Below are 14,471 nucleotides of genomic sequence, written 5' to 3'. Positions count from 1 at the left end.
ACCGGCTGGGCAGGGCTAGGGCTGGTCGGGCAGGGCCGCCGGCGTCTCCTCGAGCGGCTGCGGCTCCTCGTCGTCGCTGAGCAGGTAGAGGCTGGTGGCGGCGAGCGCCGCGAGCAGCCCGAGGTCGACCAGGGCGACCCAGGCCAGCAGCCCGTCGATGGAGTCGGTGAAGACGGCGCCGGTGATCAGCGCGGCCAGCGCGGCCCAGAGCAGGTAGACCGAGCGCTGGCCCTGCCGGGCGATCACGGAGTAGACGAGCAGCTGCAGCATCGCCAGCGCGGTGCCCAGGACCGCGAAGGCCCAGAGGCGGTCCTGGATCTCCACGAACTCCGGGCCGCCGACGAACTTCAGCGCCAGCGACGACAGCAGCCACGCGGCCAGGGTGCCGAGCACCCCCATCGCCCCCACGAGCCCCAGCCCCCGGGCCAGGGCACGCCGGCGGCCCCGGGTGGAGGCCATCGCCGGGAAGGCCACGATGACCACGAACTGGGGGAGGAAGAGCATGGCCTTGGTCAGGATCAGGCCGCCGGCGTAGAGGCCGGCGTCGTGGCCGCTCAGCACGTTGCGAGCCACGATCAGGTCGACGTTGGAGAGGATGAAGAACGCCAGCAGCGCCTGGGAGTTCTGCAGCGCCTCCTTGGCGACCGCGCGGCCCCGGTGGGTCGCGGAGGAGGCCCCCGGGGCCCGGTCGTGCCGCAGCGCCCACCACCCGACCAGGACGGGAGCGACTGAGGTGAGGGTGACGGCCAGCATCGCCGAGAACTCGGTCGGCTGCCAGGCGAGCAGGGCGACGCCCACGAGCAGCCGGGGCAGGCCCGCGGCCACGTAGAGGACGCCGAGCGGCAGCCAACGGCGCTCTCCCTGCAGCGTCCCGGCCAGGCCGCCCATCATCGTCAGGGGCACCATCGCCGGCCCGATGAGTGCCGCCATCGCCAGGTTGTCCAGGTTGAGCAGGACGTTGATCACCGGGGACAGGAGGAGCAGGGCGAGGCCCAGCACCAGAGCCACCCGGGTGGTGACCCGCAGGACCTGCCGCTGGATCTGGTCGACGTGATCGGGATCGGCGGAGATCCGGCGGGCGGCGGTCGTCTGGAGTCCCAGGCTGACGACGCTGACGACCAGCAGCAGGTTCATCATGGACGCGAACGCGCCGTACTGCTGAGGCCCCAGCAGCCGGGCGGCCACGATCGTGTAGCCGTAGGAGGCGACGTTCATGATCGCCATGGCGACCGCGATGCCGGCCCCGCTGTGCATGAGGTCGCGCAGGCGCCCGCTCAGAGTTCTCACGTCGGCCGAGACTACGCCGAACCGCCGTCCCCGCTGGTAGGGGGCACGCGGTGGATGCCGCGATGCTGCCCCTGACCGGGCGGGCCGACCGACTGCCGACCGACTACGGTGTGCCCAGCGTCGTGGGGAACGGAGGCCGCGTGGTGGGGTGGGAGAGGTGGCTGCCGGCTGCCTGGTCCGCGGTGCTGGCCGTCCTCCTGCTCGGTCCGGCACTGGGCCCGGGGTTCGTGCTGGCCTACGACATGGTGTGGGTGCCCGACCTGACGCTGCGGGCCGACTCGTTCGGCCTGGGTCCGGCGCTGCCCCGGGCGGTGCCGGCCGACGCGGTCGTCGCCGTGCTGGACGAGGTCGTCGGCGGCATGGTGCTGCAGAAGCTGGTCCTGGTCGCCTCGCTCGTCGGCGCCGGGGCCGGGGCCGCGGCGCTGGTCCGAGGGCTCCCGCTGCCCGGCCGGTTGGTCGCCGCGAGCGTGGCGGTGTGGAACCCCTACGTCGTGGAGCGACTCCTGCTCGGCCACTGGACGATGCTGGTCGCCTACGCCGCCCTGCCGTGGGTGCTGCTGTGGTCGCACCGGCTGCACGCCACCGGGCGGCTGCCCGCCTCCCTGGCGGTGGTGCTGCCCCTCGCCTCGCTGAGCCCCAGCGCCGGCCTGATGCTCGCGCTCGCGGTGGTCGCGGCCGCCGCACGCCGGGGCACCGCCCTGGTGGTGCTGGCCCTGGTGGCGGCCGCCAACGCACCCTGGGTGGTCTCGGGACTGCTCCACGCGAGCTCCGCCACCTCCGACCCGAGGGCCGCCGAGGTGTTCGCCTTGCGGGGCGCCCTCCTCCCGGCGCCCCTCGAGGCGCTGGCCCTGGGCGGCATCTGGAACAGCGAGGTCGTGCCGGCGAGCCGCGACACCCTGCTCGCCGTGGTCGGGCTCGTGACCCTGGTGGCCCTGGCCGCCGTGGGGGCCCGGTCCTGGTGGGCGGGCACCGAGGCGCGGCTGCGCATCGCGCTGCTGGCCCTCTGGGTCGTGGGCCTGGTCCTGGCCCTGCTCACCTGGGCCTCGCCCGGCGCCACCGGCTGGCTGGCCGCGCACGTCCCGGGCGGCGGACTGCTGCGCGACGGCTCGCGGCTGCTCGGGCTGGGCATGCCGCTGCTGGCCTGCCTCGTCGGGCACGGCGTGGCGTGGCTCGTCTCGCTCCTGGCGGGGAGGTGGCAGCGCTGGCAGCGGGGCCTGGTGGCGGCTTCGCTGGCCTGCCTGCCGGTGACCTTCCTGCCCGACGCCGCCTGGGGGGCGGGGCTCCCGGCGCCCACCGACTTCCCGGCGCCCTGGGCCGAGGCCCGACCGGCCCTGGCCGGCGACGGGGGGCGGGTGGTGGTGCTGCCGTTCGCCAGCTACCGGGCGCCGGAGTGGAACGACCGCGCGAAGGTGCTCAACCCGGCTGGCCGCTACTTCTCCGCCCCCGTGGTCACCTCCGACCAGCTGGCCGTCGACGGCCGCGTGCTGGCGGGGGAGGACCCGCTGGCGCGGCGGGTCGCCGCCGCGCTGCGCCACGACGACCCCGCCGCCGTAGCCGCGGGCCTGCGGGCCGCGGGGGTCGATCGGGTGCTGATCGAGCGGGACCTGGATGCGGCCGTGCCCCCGATCGCCGGGACGGTCGTCTTCGGCAACGAGGCGTTCGAGGTCGTCGACCTCGGTGACGCGGACCCCGGCGGCGACCCGCCGGCCTGGCGCCCGGCGGTCGCGGGCGCCTGGGCGGCCTGGGTCGGCCTCGTCCTCGTGGGTCTCGCGCTGCCCTGGGCCGGTCGTCGTCGCGGCCGCTCCGCCTAGCCCGACGCGTCCAGGGCGCCCCTACGCCCCCGACGCGCCCCGCTTTTTTGGGACGAAGATGGCCCTGGGCCTCTACCGGCTGGTAGCGTAGAGGGAGTAGTCAATTGAGGGAGGACAACTGTGGGAAGCTCCGTCATCGGTGCCTTTGTGAGTCTGTTGGTCGGTACGGGAGTCGCCGCCGCGACCGTGGTCGGTGTGATCTCGTCCCAGACGAGCGCGCCCGAGTCGTCGCCCGCCGACGTCAACGAGTCGTCGATCATCGTCGACTACGGCAGCAACTGACGCACGACCGGCACCCCTGAGGACCGGCGCTCCATACCTCCGGAACTCTTCAGCCGCCCAGGACCCCGAGGACCTACACGGTCTCCTCGGGGTCTTGTGCATGCACCGTGACTCCGTGCCAGACCTCGTGGAGGACACGCGCGAACGAGCCGTGGGAGTGCTCCCAGGTGAAGCGGTGGCTGGTCTTCCGGGCGCCGTCGGCCAGGTCGCCGCGCAGCGCGGCGTCGGTGAGGACGCGGCGCAGGCCCTCGACGAACTCCTCGTAGCTGTCGGCCAGCAGGCCAGAGACGTTCTCGTCGATGGACTCCTGCGTCCCGCCCGCTGAGCGGTAGGCGACCGTCGGCGTGCCGTGGGCGCCGGCCTCGCCGACTACCAGCCCCCAGCCCTCCTTGAGCGACGGCAGCGCCATCACCCACGACTCGGCGTAGACCCGCTGCTTCTCGGCCTCGCTCACGTGACCGAGCAGCTCCACCTCGCCGAGTGGGTCGACCTTCGCGGCGTGCGCGCGCAGCTCGTCCTCCCACCAGCCCGAGCCCACGATCCGCAGGCGCAGCCCGGGGATGTCCTCGCGCAGCCGCGCCCACGCGTCGATCGCGTGCTCGACCTGCTTGTGCGGCACGAGACGGCCGACCACGCAGATGGAGGGCGCCTGCGTCCTCGGCAGGTCGAGGGTCGCAGTGGGGGCGGTGCCGTTGTGGACCACCGCCACCCGCGCGGTGTCGACGCCGACCTCGGCGAGCTCCTCGCGGGTCGCGCGCGAGACCGCGACGTACTGGCACCGGCGGTAGAGGCGGGGGGCGAGCCAGGACTCGATCCACCAGCCGACCCGGGCGATCGGTCCCGGGTAGACCACCGGCCACTGCTCCCGGTGCACGTGGTGGACCAGGACCACCACGGGACGGCGGGTGACCAGCCGGGAGAAGAAGGGGAGACCGTTCTGGACGTCGACGACCGCGTCGACCCGCCCGAAGCGCCGGGCGGCCAGCAGCAGCATGCCCCAGGCGTAGACCGTGAGCTTGGAGCCCCGGCGGACGAAGCGGACCCCGTCGGTCATCCCCTCGGCCGGCGCCGCCGGGTGGGCCGCGCAGAAGACGGTGACCCGGGCACCGCGGGAGACCAGCCCCCGGGCGATCTCCTCGAGGTAGACCTCCGCCCCACCCCCCTCGGGGTTGCGGACGTCGCGCCAGCTCAGGAAGACCACGTGCCGCCCCTCGAGCGAGAGCGTTCCTGCGCCGGCTCCTTGCGTCGTGCCTCCCACAGCGGGCTCCTCCCTCAAGTCCGGCCACTCCCTCATCCCTGGCGAAGCACACTACGACACGAGTGGCGCCGGAGTTACTCATCGGTCAGGTATGGTCGCCGCCGTGACGACGCCGACCCTGTCCGCCGACGAGCGGCCGAGCGCCCGCTGGGAGACCCTGAGGCGCTCCATCCGGCTCTTCCGCGAGTTCCGGGTTGAGCAGACCGACCCGGCCAGGTTCTACACCGCCCTGGCCGAGGACTCCGCGAGGCAGCTCTCCGGCTACCAGGACCTCACCGGCATGAAGATGCTGGACGTGGGTGGTGGCCCCGGCTACTTCCGGGACGCCTTCCGTGCCCGCGGGGCCACCTACTACGCGCTCGACGCGGACGTCGGCGAGCTCTCCAGCGCCGGGCAGATCGCGGAGGGGACCGTGCTGGGCAGCGGCATGGAGCTCCCCTTCCGGGACGGGTCGCTGGACGTCACCTACTCCTCCAACGTGCTCGAGCACGTCCCCGAGCCCTGGACCATGGCCGAGGAGATGGTCCGGGTGACGCGCCCCGGGGGGCTCGTCTTCATCAGCTACACCGTCTGGTACGGCCCCTGGGGCGGCCACGAGACCGCTCCGTGGCACTACCTCGGCGGCCGGTTCGCCCGGCGGCGCTACGCCCGCCGCCACGGTCACGAGCCGAAGAACAAGTTCGGTGAATCCCTGTACAAGGTCACCGTCCGTGATGGACTGGCCTGGGCCGCCGCCACGACCTCGGCCGAGGTCGTGGCCGTGCTGCCCCGCTACAACCCGTGGTGGTCCTGGTGGTTGCTGCGCGTCCCGGTGATCCGTGAGGTGGTGACGTGGAACCTCGTGCTCGTGCTGCGCAAGAGGTGACCCCGGACCACCACCTTCCCTCCGTCGACTCCGGCCGTGACGCCGGGAAGTGGCGGATGCGGCTGCTGGCCGGCTGCGCGCTCCTCACCGGCCTGGCCTTCGTCCAGGCCTCGGGATTCCAGGTGGCCGACACGAAGTTCGACCTCGTGGCCGACCCGTTGCAGTTCCTCTCGCGCGCCCTCCACCTGTGGGACACCGGGGCGCTGGGGCAGCTGCAGAACCAGGCCTACGGCTACCTGTGGCCGATGGGCTCGTTCTTCCTGCTCCTGTGGGGCTACCAGTTCCCCGAGTGGGTGATCCAGCGGCTCTGGCTGGCGCTGGTGCTGTGCGTGGCCTTCGTCGGCGGCGCCAAGGTGGCGCGCGCCGTCGGCGTGCGCTCGCACGCGGCCGCCCTGCTCGCCGGGTTCGCGTTCGCGGCCTCGCCCCGCATCCTGAGCACCGCCGGCTGGATCTCCATCGAGGCCTGGCCCAGCGCGGTGGCGCCCTGGGTGCTGCTGCCGTTGGTGCGCGGGAGCGTCCAGGGCTCGACGCGGCGGGCGGCGCTGCTCGCCGGGCTCGGCGTGGCGCTGGTGGGCGGCGTCAACGCCGCCGCGACCTTCGCGGTGATCCCGCTGGGCGTCATCTGGCTCCTCACCCGGCAGCCGGGAGCCCGCCGTCGCAGCCTGATGATCTGGTGGCCGATCTTCACCCTGATGGGCACCCTGTGGTGGCTCGTCCCGCTGTTCCTGCTCGGGGCCTACAGCCCGCCCTTCCTGGACTACATCGAGTCGGCCCGGGTCACGACCTTCCCGACCACCATCTTCGACGCCCTGCGCGGCACGTCGGCGTGGGTGCCTTACATCGACGAGACCCGCCAGGGCGGCCGCGGCCTGACCACCACGCCGTACGCCGCCCTCAACAGCGGGATCGTGCTGATGCTGGGTGTGATCGGCATGTCCCTGCGCTCCAACCGGCACCGGCAGTTCCTGGTGCTGAGCACGCTCGCCGGCCTCTTCCTGGTCACCATGGGACACCTCGGCTCGGTCCAGGGCTGGTTCGCCGGCTCCCTCCACGAGGCGCTCGACGGGGTGCTGGCCCCGGTGCGCAACGTGCACAAGTTCGACCCGGTGGTGCGGCTGCCGCTCGTGCTGGGCCTCGCCTGGTTCGTCGACGAGGCGGTGCGGGCCAGCGCGGCCCGGCGCACCGCCGGGCGACAGGTGCCGGGCTGGCTCCAGCCGCGCTGGACCTTCGGTGGCCTCGCCGTCCTCGGGGTGGTGGGTGCCTCCATGCCGCTGATGTCGGGCAGCCTGCTCACCACCGAGCGCGTCGCCGAGACGCCTGCCTACTGGCAGGAGGCGGTCGGCTGGCTGGACGACAACACCGGCGAGTCGGCCGTGCTGGTGGCGCCCGGCTCGGAGTTCGCCGAGTACCTGTGGGGCCAGCCCCAGGACGAGCCCGTGCAGTATCTCGGCCTGGACCGCTGGACGACGCGCAACGCCATCCCGCTGACCCCTCCGGGCAACATCCGGATGCTCGATGCCATCGAGGAGCGGTTCAACCAGGGGGAGGGGGCGGAGGGCCTCGCCGCCTACCTGCGGCGGGCGGGCATCGGCTACGTGCTGGTCCGCAACGACCTGGCCCCCTCCCCGGAGATCCCGGATCCGGCACTGGTGCACCAGGCTCTCATCGACTCCCCGGGCATCCGGCGGGTCCGGGGCTTCGGTCCCGAGATCGGCGGCGACGGCAGCCTGGTCAGCGAGGAGGGGCGCCTGCTGCCCAACGGCGGCTGGGACTTCGAGCGCTCCGCGATCGACGTCTACGCCCTCGTCGACCAGCCCGCCCGCGCGGCCACCTCCGACGCGCTGTCCGTCGTGGTCGGTGGTCCCGAGGACCTGCTGGACCTCTCGACCGCGGGGCTGCTGGGCGACGAGCCCGCGCAGCTCGCGGCCGGGTCGGAGGAGGAGACGTTCCTGGACCCCGAGTCCCGCCTCCTGCTCACCGACGGCATGCAGGAGCGTGAGCGCAACTTCGGGCGGATCCACGACGCGATCTCCCCGGTGCGCACCGCCGGCGACGTGCGGCGCTCCCTCAACCGGGCCGAGGACTACCGGCTCGAGGACGGCACCCGGTGGCTGACCACCACCCGGCTTCTCGGCGCCACCGCCCTGTCCGCATCGAGCTCGCGCTCGGACCCCAACGCGGTGGGCGGCGCGCGGCGCGCCCACCTGCCCTACGCCGCCGTCGACGGCTCCGAGGAGACCGAGTGGGTCGTCGGAGAGGGCCAGGGGACGCCGTGGTGGCAGATGGAGCTCGACGAGCCCCAGGTGCTGCGCCGGCTCGCGGTGCGGCTCGGCCGGGACGGTGCGGCCCGTGCGCAGGTGCGCGTGGTGACCGACCGCGGTGCCTCCGCCGTGCGCACGGTGCCCGCCGGTGAGGTCCGCTACTTCGACCTCGGCGACGAGGCCGTGTCGCGGGTGCGCGTCGAGGGCGCCGGCACGCTGGGCCGGCTGGCGCTGGCCGAGGTGTCCTACGACGGCCTCGAGGTCGCCCGCCCGCTCGTGACGCCACCGCTGCCCAACGGCGCGCCCGCCCCCGAGGGGGTGCTGCTGAGCACCCTCTCCGACGGACGCACCGGGTGCGTGCTGCTCGAGGACCGGGTGCCGTGCCGGGAGTCGCGGGTCGTCGCGCCGGAGGAGCCCGAGGGCTTCGACCGGATCGTCCCCCTGCCCGCCGAGGTCGACTACGAGGTGTCGATGACCGCTCGGCCCCGGATGGGCGACGCGCTCGTCGACCTGCTCCAGCGCGACCAGCTCATCAAGGCCGAGGCCAGCTCCACCGGACCCGCCGACGCCCGGGCCTCGGCCGTGGCCGCCGTCGACGGCGACCTGGGGACCAGCTGGACGCCCAGCACGGAGGACGACGAGCCGAAGCTCACCCTGCGCTTCCCCGACGAGCGCACCGTCGACGGCGTCACGATCCTGGTCGACGACGACGCGCCCGTGCGCCGTCCCACCGAGGTGAGGCTGCGCTGGCCGGGCGGCTCCCGCAAGGTCGAGCTCGACGAGCGGGGCCGGGCCACCTTCGCGCCGGTGAGTGCGGAGTGGATCAGCCTGCAGCCCACCGACGGCGAGAACGCCAGCTCGGTGACCAGCACCGGCGGGACGGAGGTGCTGCCCCTGGGGATGGGGGAGGTCCAGCTGCGCGGCCTCGATCTGCCCGCGCAGTCGCTCACGCGGCAGGAGCGGCGCTACGAGTGCGGCTCAGGACCCTCCCTGGAGGTCGACGGGGAGCAGCTCCCCACCCAGCTGGTGACCAGCCCGGCCGCGCTCTACGCCATGGAGGTGGTCGAGGCCCGTCCCTGCGAGCAGGGCGCCGTCCGGCTGGGTCCCGGCGAGAGCCGGGTGCGCTCGGTGCCGACCGGCGCCGTGGTCGCCGAGACCGTGGCGCTGCGGGAGTCCTCCGCGGCGTCGTCGCCGGCCGGGGCGACGGTCCACCCGGCCGCCACGCAGGGAACCCGGGTCACCACCCGCATCTCGCCCACCGCGGCCGACGAGGTGGTGGTGCTCCGCCAGAACGTCAACCCGGGCTGGGTCGCGCAGCAGGGCGGCGAGACGCTCACGCCGGTGACGGTCGACGGCTGGCAGCAGGGCTGGCGCACCGGCCGGACGGGCCTGGACCCGGTCTTCGCGGAGTTCAAGCCGGACCGCACCTACCAGACCGGGGTCGTCTTCGGCCTCGCGCTCCTCCTGATCCTGGCCTTCCTCGCCTTCCAGGGCAGGGGATGGTCGGCCGGGAGCCGGACCGCCCCCGCCGGTCCCCGGCGGCTGGGCTGGGTGAGCGTCTCGGTCATCGGGCTGCTCGCGCTCGGCACCCTGGGCGGGTGGGTCGGTGTCGGCGTCGGGATCGGCGTCGGGATCGTCGTGGCCGGGCTGCAGCGACTGGGCGACGACGTCGCGCCGTGGCTGTGCGGAGCGACCGTGTGGGTCGCGGCCAGCGCCTACTTCTTCCGGCCGTGGGGGAGCAGCCAGGGGTGGGCGGGCGACTGGTCCTGGCCCCACTACCTGGTCCTGGCGGCCCTGGCCGGGGTCCTCTTCTTGTCGGTGGAGCCGGGGACGCGGTCCTTGAAGCGGAGGAAGGGTGTCTCCACCGACCGGTAGAGCACCTCGGAGGCCACCACGGTGAGCGCCAGGGTGGCCAGCCACATGCCGAGCATCTGACCGGAGAAGAGCGGGTAGTCGGTGAGCCAGCCGACTGCGTGCAGGATCGGGAGGTGGATGCAGAACATGGCGTAGGACGTCCGGCCCAGGTGGCGCAGCAGCGGCGTGCTCATCACGCGGTGGTAGCCCGTCCCGGGGCGGGCGAAGACGCCGGTGGAGACGACGAGGAGGCCGACGAGCAGGTAGAGCAGGTTCTTGGTGACCGCCTCGGCCGTGGTGGGCGGCACCAGCAGCGTCGGTCCGGCCAGGGGTGTGGTGGCGACCAGCATCAGCCCCAGCACCAGCACCCAGCAGGCGCCGGGCTGCAGCGCGATCGCGTCGACGGTCCGACGCAGCCAGCGCGGGGCCTCGCCCCGCGCGATCAGCACCTCGGCGAGGGCGAGCAGGATCCCCGCACCGAACCATCCTCCGAAGGCGGGCAGCCACTCGTTGACCGGGAGGTTCTCGGTGCCGGGCAGCCGTGCGGCCAGGCCGCTGAGCCAGGCGACGCTGAGCACCAGCATGCCGGCGACCAGCAGCAGCAGACGGCGCACCGGCAGCCCGCGTCCGCGCCCGGGGCGGCCCAGGCCGAGCGCCATCAGGGCCGGGAGCGCGAGGTAGAACGAGACCTCGGTCGCCAGGCTCCAGGTGTGGGAGAGCCCCGCCGGCAGCGACGGGTCGACGTAGATCCCCACCATGGCGAGCGTCGTCAGCACCTCGCCGGCGCTCAGGTCGGCGTTGTCGCTGACGAAGAAGATCGCGAGCAGCGCGGTCACGATGTAGAGGGGGTAGATCCGCAGCAGGCGGTGCCACAGGTAGCGCCGGACCTCCGGCGTGGGGCGCCGCTCCGCACGGGCCGAGATCCACTTGCGGGAGAGCAGGAAGCCGGAGAGGACGAAGAACAGCGCCACCCCCACGTCCAGCCGGGAGTAGAACGGTCCCAGCACCGGGTGCGAGCCGTAGGACCCGGTCCAGAAGGCGACGTGCGTGGTCAGGACCGCCAGGGCGCCGACGAACCGCAGCGTGTCGAGGACGGGGTAGGAGTCCTGCTCCCTCGACCCCGCCGTCGCCTGCGCCGTCGCGTGCACCGTTGCCTGCTCCCTTGGCTGCTCCACGCCCGTGACTATCTCACGGGGCGACTCGAGGGCGAGACGCTTGCGCCGAAGCCTGACCGACCAGTAACAACCTGTTAGTGTGCCGCTCACCACACGGGACTGGAGGAAATAAGTGCGTAAGATCACCAGCTGGGTGCTGCTCTTTCTGGGGGCATTCCTGCTCGTCGCTGCGGCCATCGGTGCGTTCTGGGCGCCCGGCCAGGTCAAGAAGACCCCCTTGGACATCGACCAGGTGACCCGCCTGTCCGGCACGGCCGTCTATGTCGGTGAGCCGTACGACGTCCGCGTCGCGAACTACACCAAGGTCGACTCCGAGGCCTCGGACGACGGCACGGCCGTCTTCGTGACCAACACCTGTCTCGTCAAGGACATCCCGAACACCCCGGACTGCGGTCGGGGCGGGACCGGCGACGACGCCGACCCCAACGTCATCAACATCGGCGACGACATGTTCGCCACCGACCGGGTGACCGCGGAGTCGGTCGACCAGGAGGGCTACCTGCCCGACACCGTCGTCCAGCACGAGGGCGTCGTCAACAAGTGGCCCTTCGACCCCGAGAAGCGTGACTACGTCTCGTGGGACAGCATCCTGGAGATGGGCGTGCCGGCGACCTACATCGGGGAGCGCGAGATCGACGGTCTCCCGACCTACGAGTACACCGTCAACGTCAGCGAGGAGCCCGCGATCGTGTCGGGCGACATCTCCGGCCTCTACAGCCAGGAGAAGACGGTCTGGGTCGACCAGGTGACCGGGGCGCTCATCGACCAGGAGCAGAAGGAGCTGCGTACCAGCGAGGACGGTCAGGTCCTGCTCGACCTCGACGTCTCCTTCACCGACGAGCAGGTCGCCACCAACGTGGCGGACGCCAAGGACAACGGGGCGAGCCTCAAGCTCATCACCAGCACCGTCCCGCTCGTCGGCGTCATCGGCGGTCCGATCCTCATCATCATCGCGCTGTTGCTGGCTCGCCAGCCGCGCCGGAGCAAGAGCTAGTCGCTCCACTCCTCTCGGGGCCCACGGCTCCCGTACCGCCTCGCGCGGTGCGGGAGCCGTCGTGCGTCAGCCCCCCAGGTCGGCGACGAGGATCGCGGTGCCCGGTGTCAGCAGGCCGCGGGTGCGCGACCACCCGCCCCAGGTCCGGTCGTGGTCCGCGGGCCACTCCGGCTCCAGCAGCCGGCGCAGCACGAACCCGCGGGCCGAGAGCAGCTCGACCCAGTCGCCCAGGGTGCGGTGGTGCTCCACGTAGGCCACCGTCCCGGTCTCGTCGTCGATCTCCACGTACGGGGTGCGGTCCCAGTAGGACTGGGTGGCGGTGAGCCCCGCCTCGCCCGGGTCGTCGGGGAACATCCACCGCGTGGGGTGGGTGATGGAGAAGGCGAGCCGGCCGCCGGGGGTCAGCACCCGGACGACCTCGTCGAGGCAGCGCCCGAGGTCGCTGATGAACTGCAGGGCCCCGAAGGAGGAGAAGACGACGTCGAAGGCGGCGTCGACGAAGGGGAGCTCGGTCGCGGTCGCCAGCACCGAGGGGACGGCGACGCCGGTGTCGAGGTCGAGGCGCCGCGAGTGCTGGAGCTGGCGGTGGGAGAGGTCGAGGCCGAAGGCGACCCCGCCCTGGGCGCGGATCCAGCGCGAGCACTGCCCGGCGCCGCTGCCGATCTCCAGCACCCGGCGGCCGGCGACCTCGCCCAGCACCGAGGCCTCGGCCTCGGTGAGGCCCTCGGGGCCCCAGACGAAGCCGACGTCGCCGAGGAACTCGCCGTGGGTGGCCTGGTACTCGTCGGCGTACCGGTCCCAGTCGGGGCCGTTGGCCCGCCTGGACTCCGCCTCGTCCACGTCCCGGCGCTCGACCCGCACGGCCTGTGGTTGGTGGTCGGTGGGTGGGAGGCGCGAGGATTCGGGCACAGCACGAGGCTAACGCGCGCCTGCCCGGTCCGTGCGCGGTGCCGGGTTGGACGCTGGCCGCGGCGGGCGCGTAGACTTGTGGATTGCGCCAGTCGTCTGCCCGGGTCCCATACGGAGCGGACCCCCGCTCGTCGCCCTCGCGGACGACGAAACCGACTTCAGGTGTGCCCGCACGACTCCATCCATCCCAAGGACATCCCGCCCCTATGACGAGTACCATCTCCGCTCTTCCGGACTACGACGCCCCTCAGGTGGCGATCAACGACATCGGGTCCGAAGAGGACTTCCTCGCGGCTATCGACGCGACCATCAAGTACTTCAACGACGGCGACATCGTCGACGGCACGATCGTCAAGGTCGACCGTGACGAGGTGCTCCTCGACATCGGCTACAAGACCGAGGGCGTCATCCCCTCGCGCGAGCTGTCGATCAAGCACGACGTCGACCCGTCCGAGGTCGTCGCCGTCGGCGACAAGGTCGAGGCCCTGGTGCTCCAGAAGGAGGACAAGGAAGGCCGCCTGATCCTGTCCAAGAAGCGCGCCCAGTACGAGCGCGCGTGGGGCACGATCGAGCAGGTCAAGGAGGAGGACGGCGTCGTCGAGGGCACCGTCATCGAGGTCGTCAAGGGCGGCCTGATCCTCGACATCGGCCTGCGCGGCTTCCTGCCGGCCTCGCTGGTGGAGATGCGTCGGGTGCGCGACCTTCAGCCCTACGTCGGTCAGACCCTCGAGGCCAAGATCATCGAGCTCGACAAGAACCGCAACAACGTGGTCCTGTCGCGCCGTGCCTGGCTCGAGCAGACCCAGTCCGAGGTTCGCCACGGCTTCCTGACCCAGCTCCAGAAGGGTCAGATCCGCAAGGGTGTCGTCTCCTCGATCGTCAACTTCGGTGCCTTCGTGGACCTCGGCGGCGTCGACGGCCTCGTGCACGTCTCGGAGCTGTCCTGGAAGCACATCGACCACCCGTCCGAGGTCGTCACCGTGGGCGACGAGGTCACCGTCGAGGTGCTCGACGTCGACATGGACCGCGAGCGGGTCTCGCTCTCGCTCAAGGCCACCCAGGAAGACCCGTGGCAGCACTTCGCCCGGACCCACCAGATCGGCCAGATCGTGCCGGGCAAGGTCACCAAGCTGGTGCCCTTCGGCTCGTTCGTGCGGGTCGAGGAGGGCATCGAGGGCCTGGTCCACATCTCCGAGCTGGCCGAGCGCCACGTGGAGATCCCGGAGCAGGTCGTGCAGGTCAACGACGACGTCATGGTCAAGATCATCGACATCGACCTCGAGCGTCGCCGGATCTCGCTGTCGCTGAAGCAGGCCAACGAGACGGCCACCGCCACGGACGTCGAGGAGTTCGACCCGACCCTCTACGGCATGGCTGCGACCTACGACGAGCAGGGCAACTACATCTACCCCGAGGGCTTCGACCCCGAGACGGGTGAGTGGCTCGAGGGCTTCGACGAGCAGCGGGCCATCTGGGAGGAGCAGTACGCCAAGGCGCACGCGCGCTGGGAGGCCCACGTCAAGCAGCAGGCCGAGGCCAAGGTGGCCGAGGTCGAGGCTGGCGAGGCGACCTCGTACAGCTCGGGCGGCGAGGCCGTGGCCGCGCAGGAGACCGGCGGCTCGCTGGCCTCCGACGAGGCCCTGCAGGCTCTCCGCGAGAAGCTCACCGGCGGCGGCGCCTGAGTCCAGGCCCAACCCGCGTCTGTCGGACGTCCCGTCCACCCGTCAGGGTGGGCGGGACGTTCCGCGTCCGGACGGGTTCCGCGTCCGGACGAG

The 14,471-nt window shown here is 72.5% G+C and carries 10 protein-coding genes; 6 read left to right on the top strand and 4 right to left on the bottom strand.

What is annotated here, in order from left to right; genetic code table 11:
• Positions 1-15 precede the first annotated feature (15 nt).
• A complete protein-coding gene (locus tag AC4BGE_RS00405) occupies positions 16-1,287 on the bottom strand; it encodes a lipopolysaccharide biosynthesis protein (RefSeq protein WP_490570069.1) in 1,272 nt (423 codons plus the stop codon).
• 62 nt (positions 1,288-1,349) lie between these two features.
• Here AC4BGE_RS00405 and AC4BGE_RS00400 point away from each other — a divergent pair, with 62 nt between their 5' ends.
• Both AC4BGE_RS00400 and AC4BGE_RS00395 read left to right on the top strand, forming a co-directional pair.
• Positions 1,350-3,098 carry an MmpA family trehalose lipid delivery protein gene (locus AC4BGE_RS00400; protein WP_490574018.1) on the top strand — a complete coding sequence of 583 codons (1,749 nt, stop codon included), beginning with the start codon at positions 1,350-1,352 and terminating at the stop codon, positions 3,096-3,098.
• Positions 3,099-3,218: 120 nt separating this feature from the next.
• A complete protein-coding gene (locus tag AC4BGE_RS00395; RefSeq protein ID WP_490570071.1) occupies positions 3,219-3,380 on the top strand; it encodes a DUF2613 family protein in 162 nt (53 codons plus the stop codon).
• Positions 3,381-3,453: 73 nt separating this feature from the next.
• Here the strand turns inward: AC4BGE_RS00395 and AC4BGE_RS00390 are convergent, their stop codons facing one another.
• On the bottom strand, positions 3,454-4,638 hold the full coding sequence (locus AC4BGE_RS00390; RefSeq protein ID WP_490574017.1) for a glycosyltransferase family 4 protein: 1,185 nt from the start codon (positions 4,636-4,638) through the stop codon (positions 3,454-3,456).
• A gap of 103 nt (positions 4,639-4,741) precedes the next feature.
• Here AC4BGE_RS00390 and AC4BGE_RS00385 point away from each other — a divergent pair, with 103 nt between their 5' ends.
• The gene (locus AC4BGE_RS00385) at positions 4,742-5,503 is read left to right on the top strand and encodes a class I SAM-dependent methyltransferase (RefSeq protein ID WP_490570073.1); all 762 of its coding nucleotides are present in this window, start codon (positions 4,742-4,744) and stop codon (positions 5,501-5,503) included.
• Entirely contained in the window at positions 5,500-9,639 is a 4,140-nt protein-coding gene (locus tag AC4BGE_RS00380; RefSeq protein WP_490574016.1) for an alpha-(1->3)-arabinofuranosyltransferase domain-containing protein, read from the top strand. The genes AC4BGE_RS00385 and AC4BGE_RS00380 overlap by 4 nt, the downstream gene beginning before the upstream one ends.
• Here the strand turns inward: AC4BGE_RS00380 and AC4BGE_RS00375 are convergent.
• Positions 9,540-10,793, bottom strand: a complete 1,254-nt coding sequence (locus tag AC4BGE_RS00375) for an acyltransferase family protein (RefSeq protein WP_490574015.1) — start codon at positions 10,791-10,793, stop codon at positions 9,540-9,542. The genes AC4BGE_RS00380 and AC4BGE_RS00375 overlap by 100 nt on opposite strands.
• Before the next feature lie 112 nt (positions 10,794-10,905).
• Between AC4BGE_RS00375 and AC4BGE_RS00370 the strand changes: the two genes are divergently transcribed.
• Positions 10,906-11,787, top strand: a complete 882-nt coding sequence (locus AC4BGE_RS00370; protein ID WP_490570076.1) for a PorA family protein — start codon at positions 10,906-10,908, stop codon at positions 11,785-11,787.
• A gap of 66 nt (positions 11,788-11,853) precedes the next feature.
• On the opposite strand, the gene AC4BGE_RS00365 is transcribed toward AC4BGE_RS00370, so the two are convergent.
• A complete protein-coding gene (locus AC4BGE_RS00365) occupies positions 11,854-12,696 on the bottom strand; it encodes a class I SAM-dependent methyltransferase (protein WP_490570077.1) in 843 nt (280 codons plus the stop codon).
• A gap of 206 nt (positions 12,697-12,902) precedes the next feature.
• Between AC4BGE_RS00365 and rpsA the strand changes: the two genes are divergently transcribed.
• Complete coding sequence (gene rpsA / locus AC4BGE_RS00360) at positions 12,903-14,378, top strand: 30S ribosomal protein S1 (protein WP_490570078.1); 1,476 nt, start codon at positions 12,903-12,905, stop codon at positions 14,376-14,378.
• The last annotated feature ends 93 nt before the right edge of the window (positions 14,379-14,471 follow it).

The organism is Nocardioides sp. Z50_6 (assembly GCF_058215755.1).
Note: the sequence above shows the minus strand (reverse complement) of the source record. Positions and strands in the feature narration are given on the sequence as shown.

Coding starts and splice junctions, on each gene's coding strand:
- AC4BGE_RS00400 (WP_490574018.1), top strand. CDS start 1,350: ATGCTGCCCCTGACCGGGCGGGCCGACCGACTGCCGACCGACTACGGT.
- rpsA (WP_490570078.1), top strand. CDS start 12,903: ATGACGAGTACCATCTCCGCTCTTCCGGACTACGACGCCCCTCAGGTG.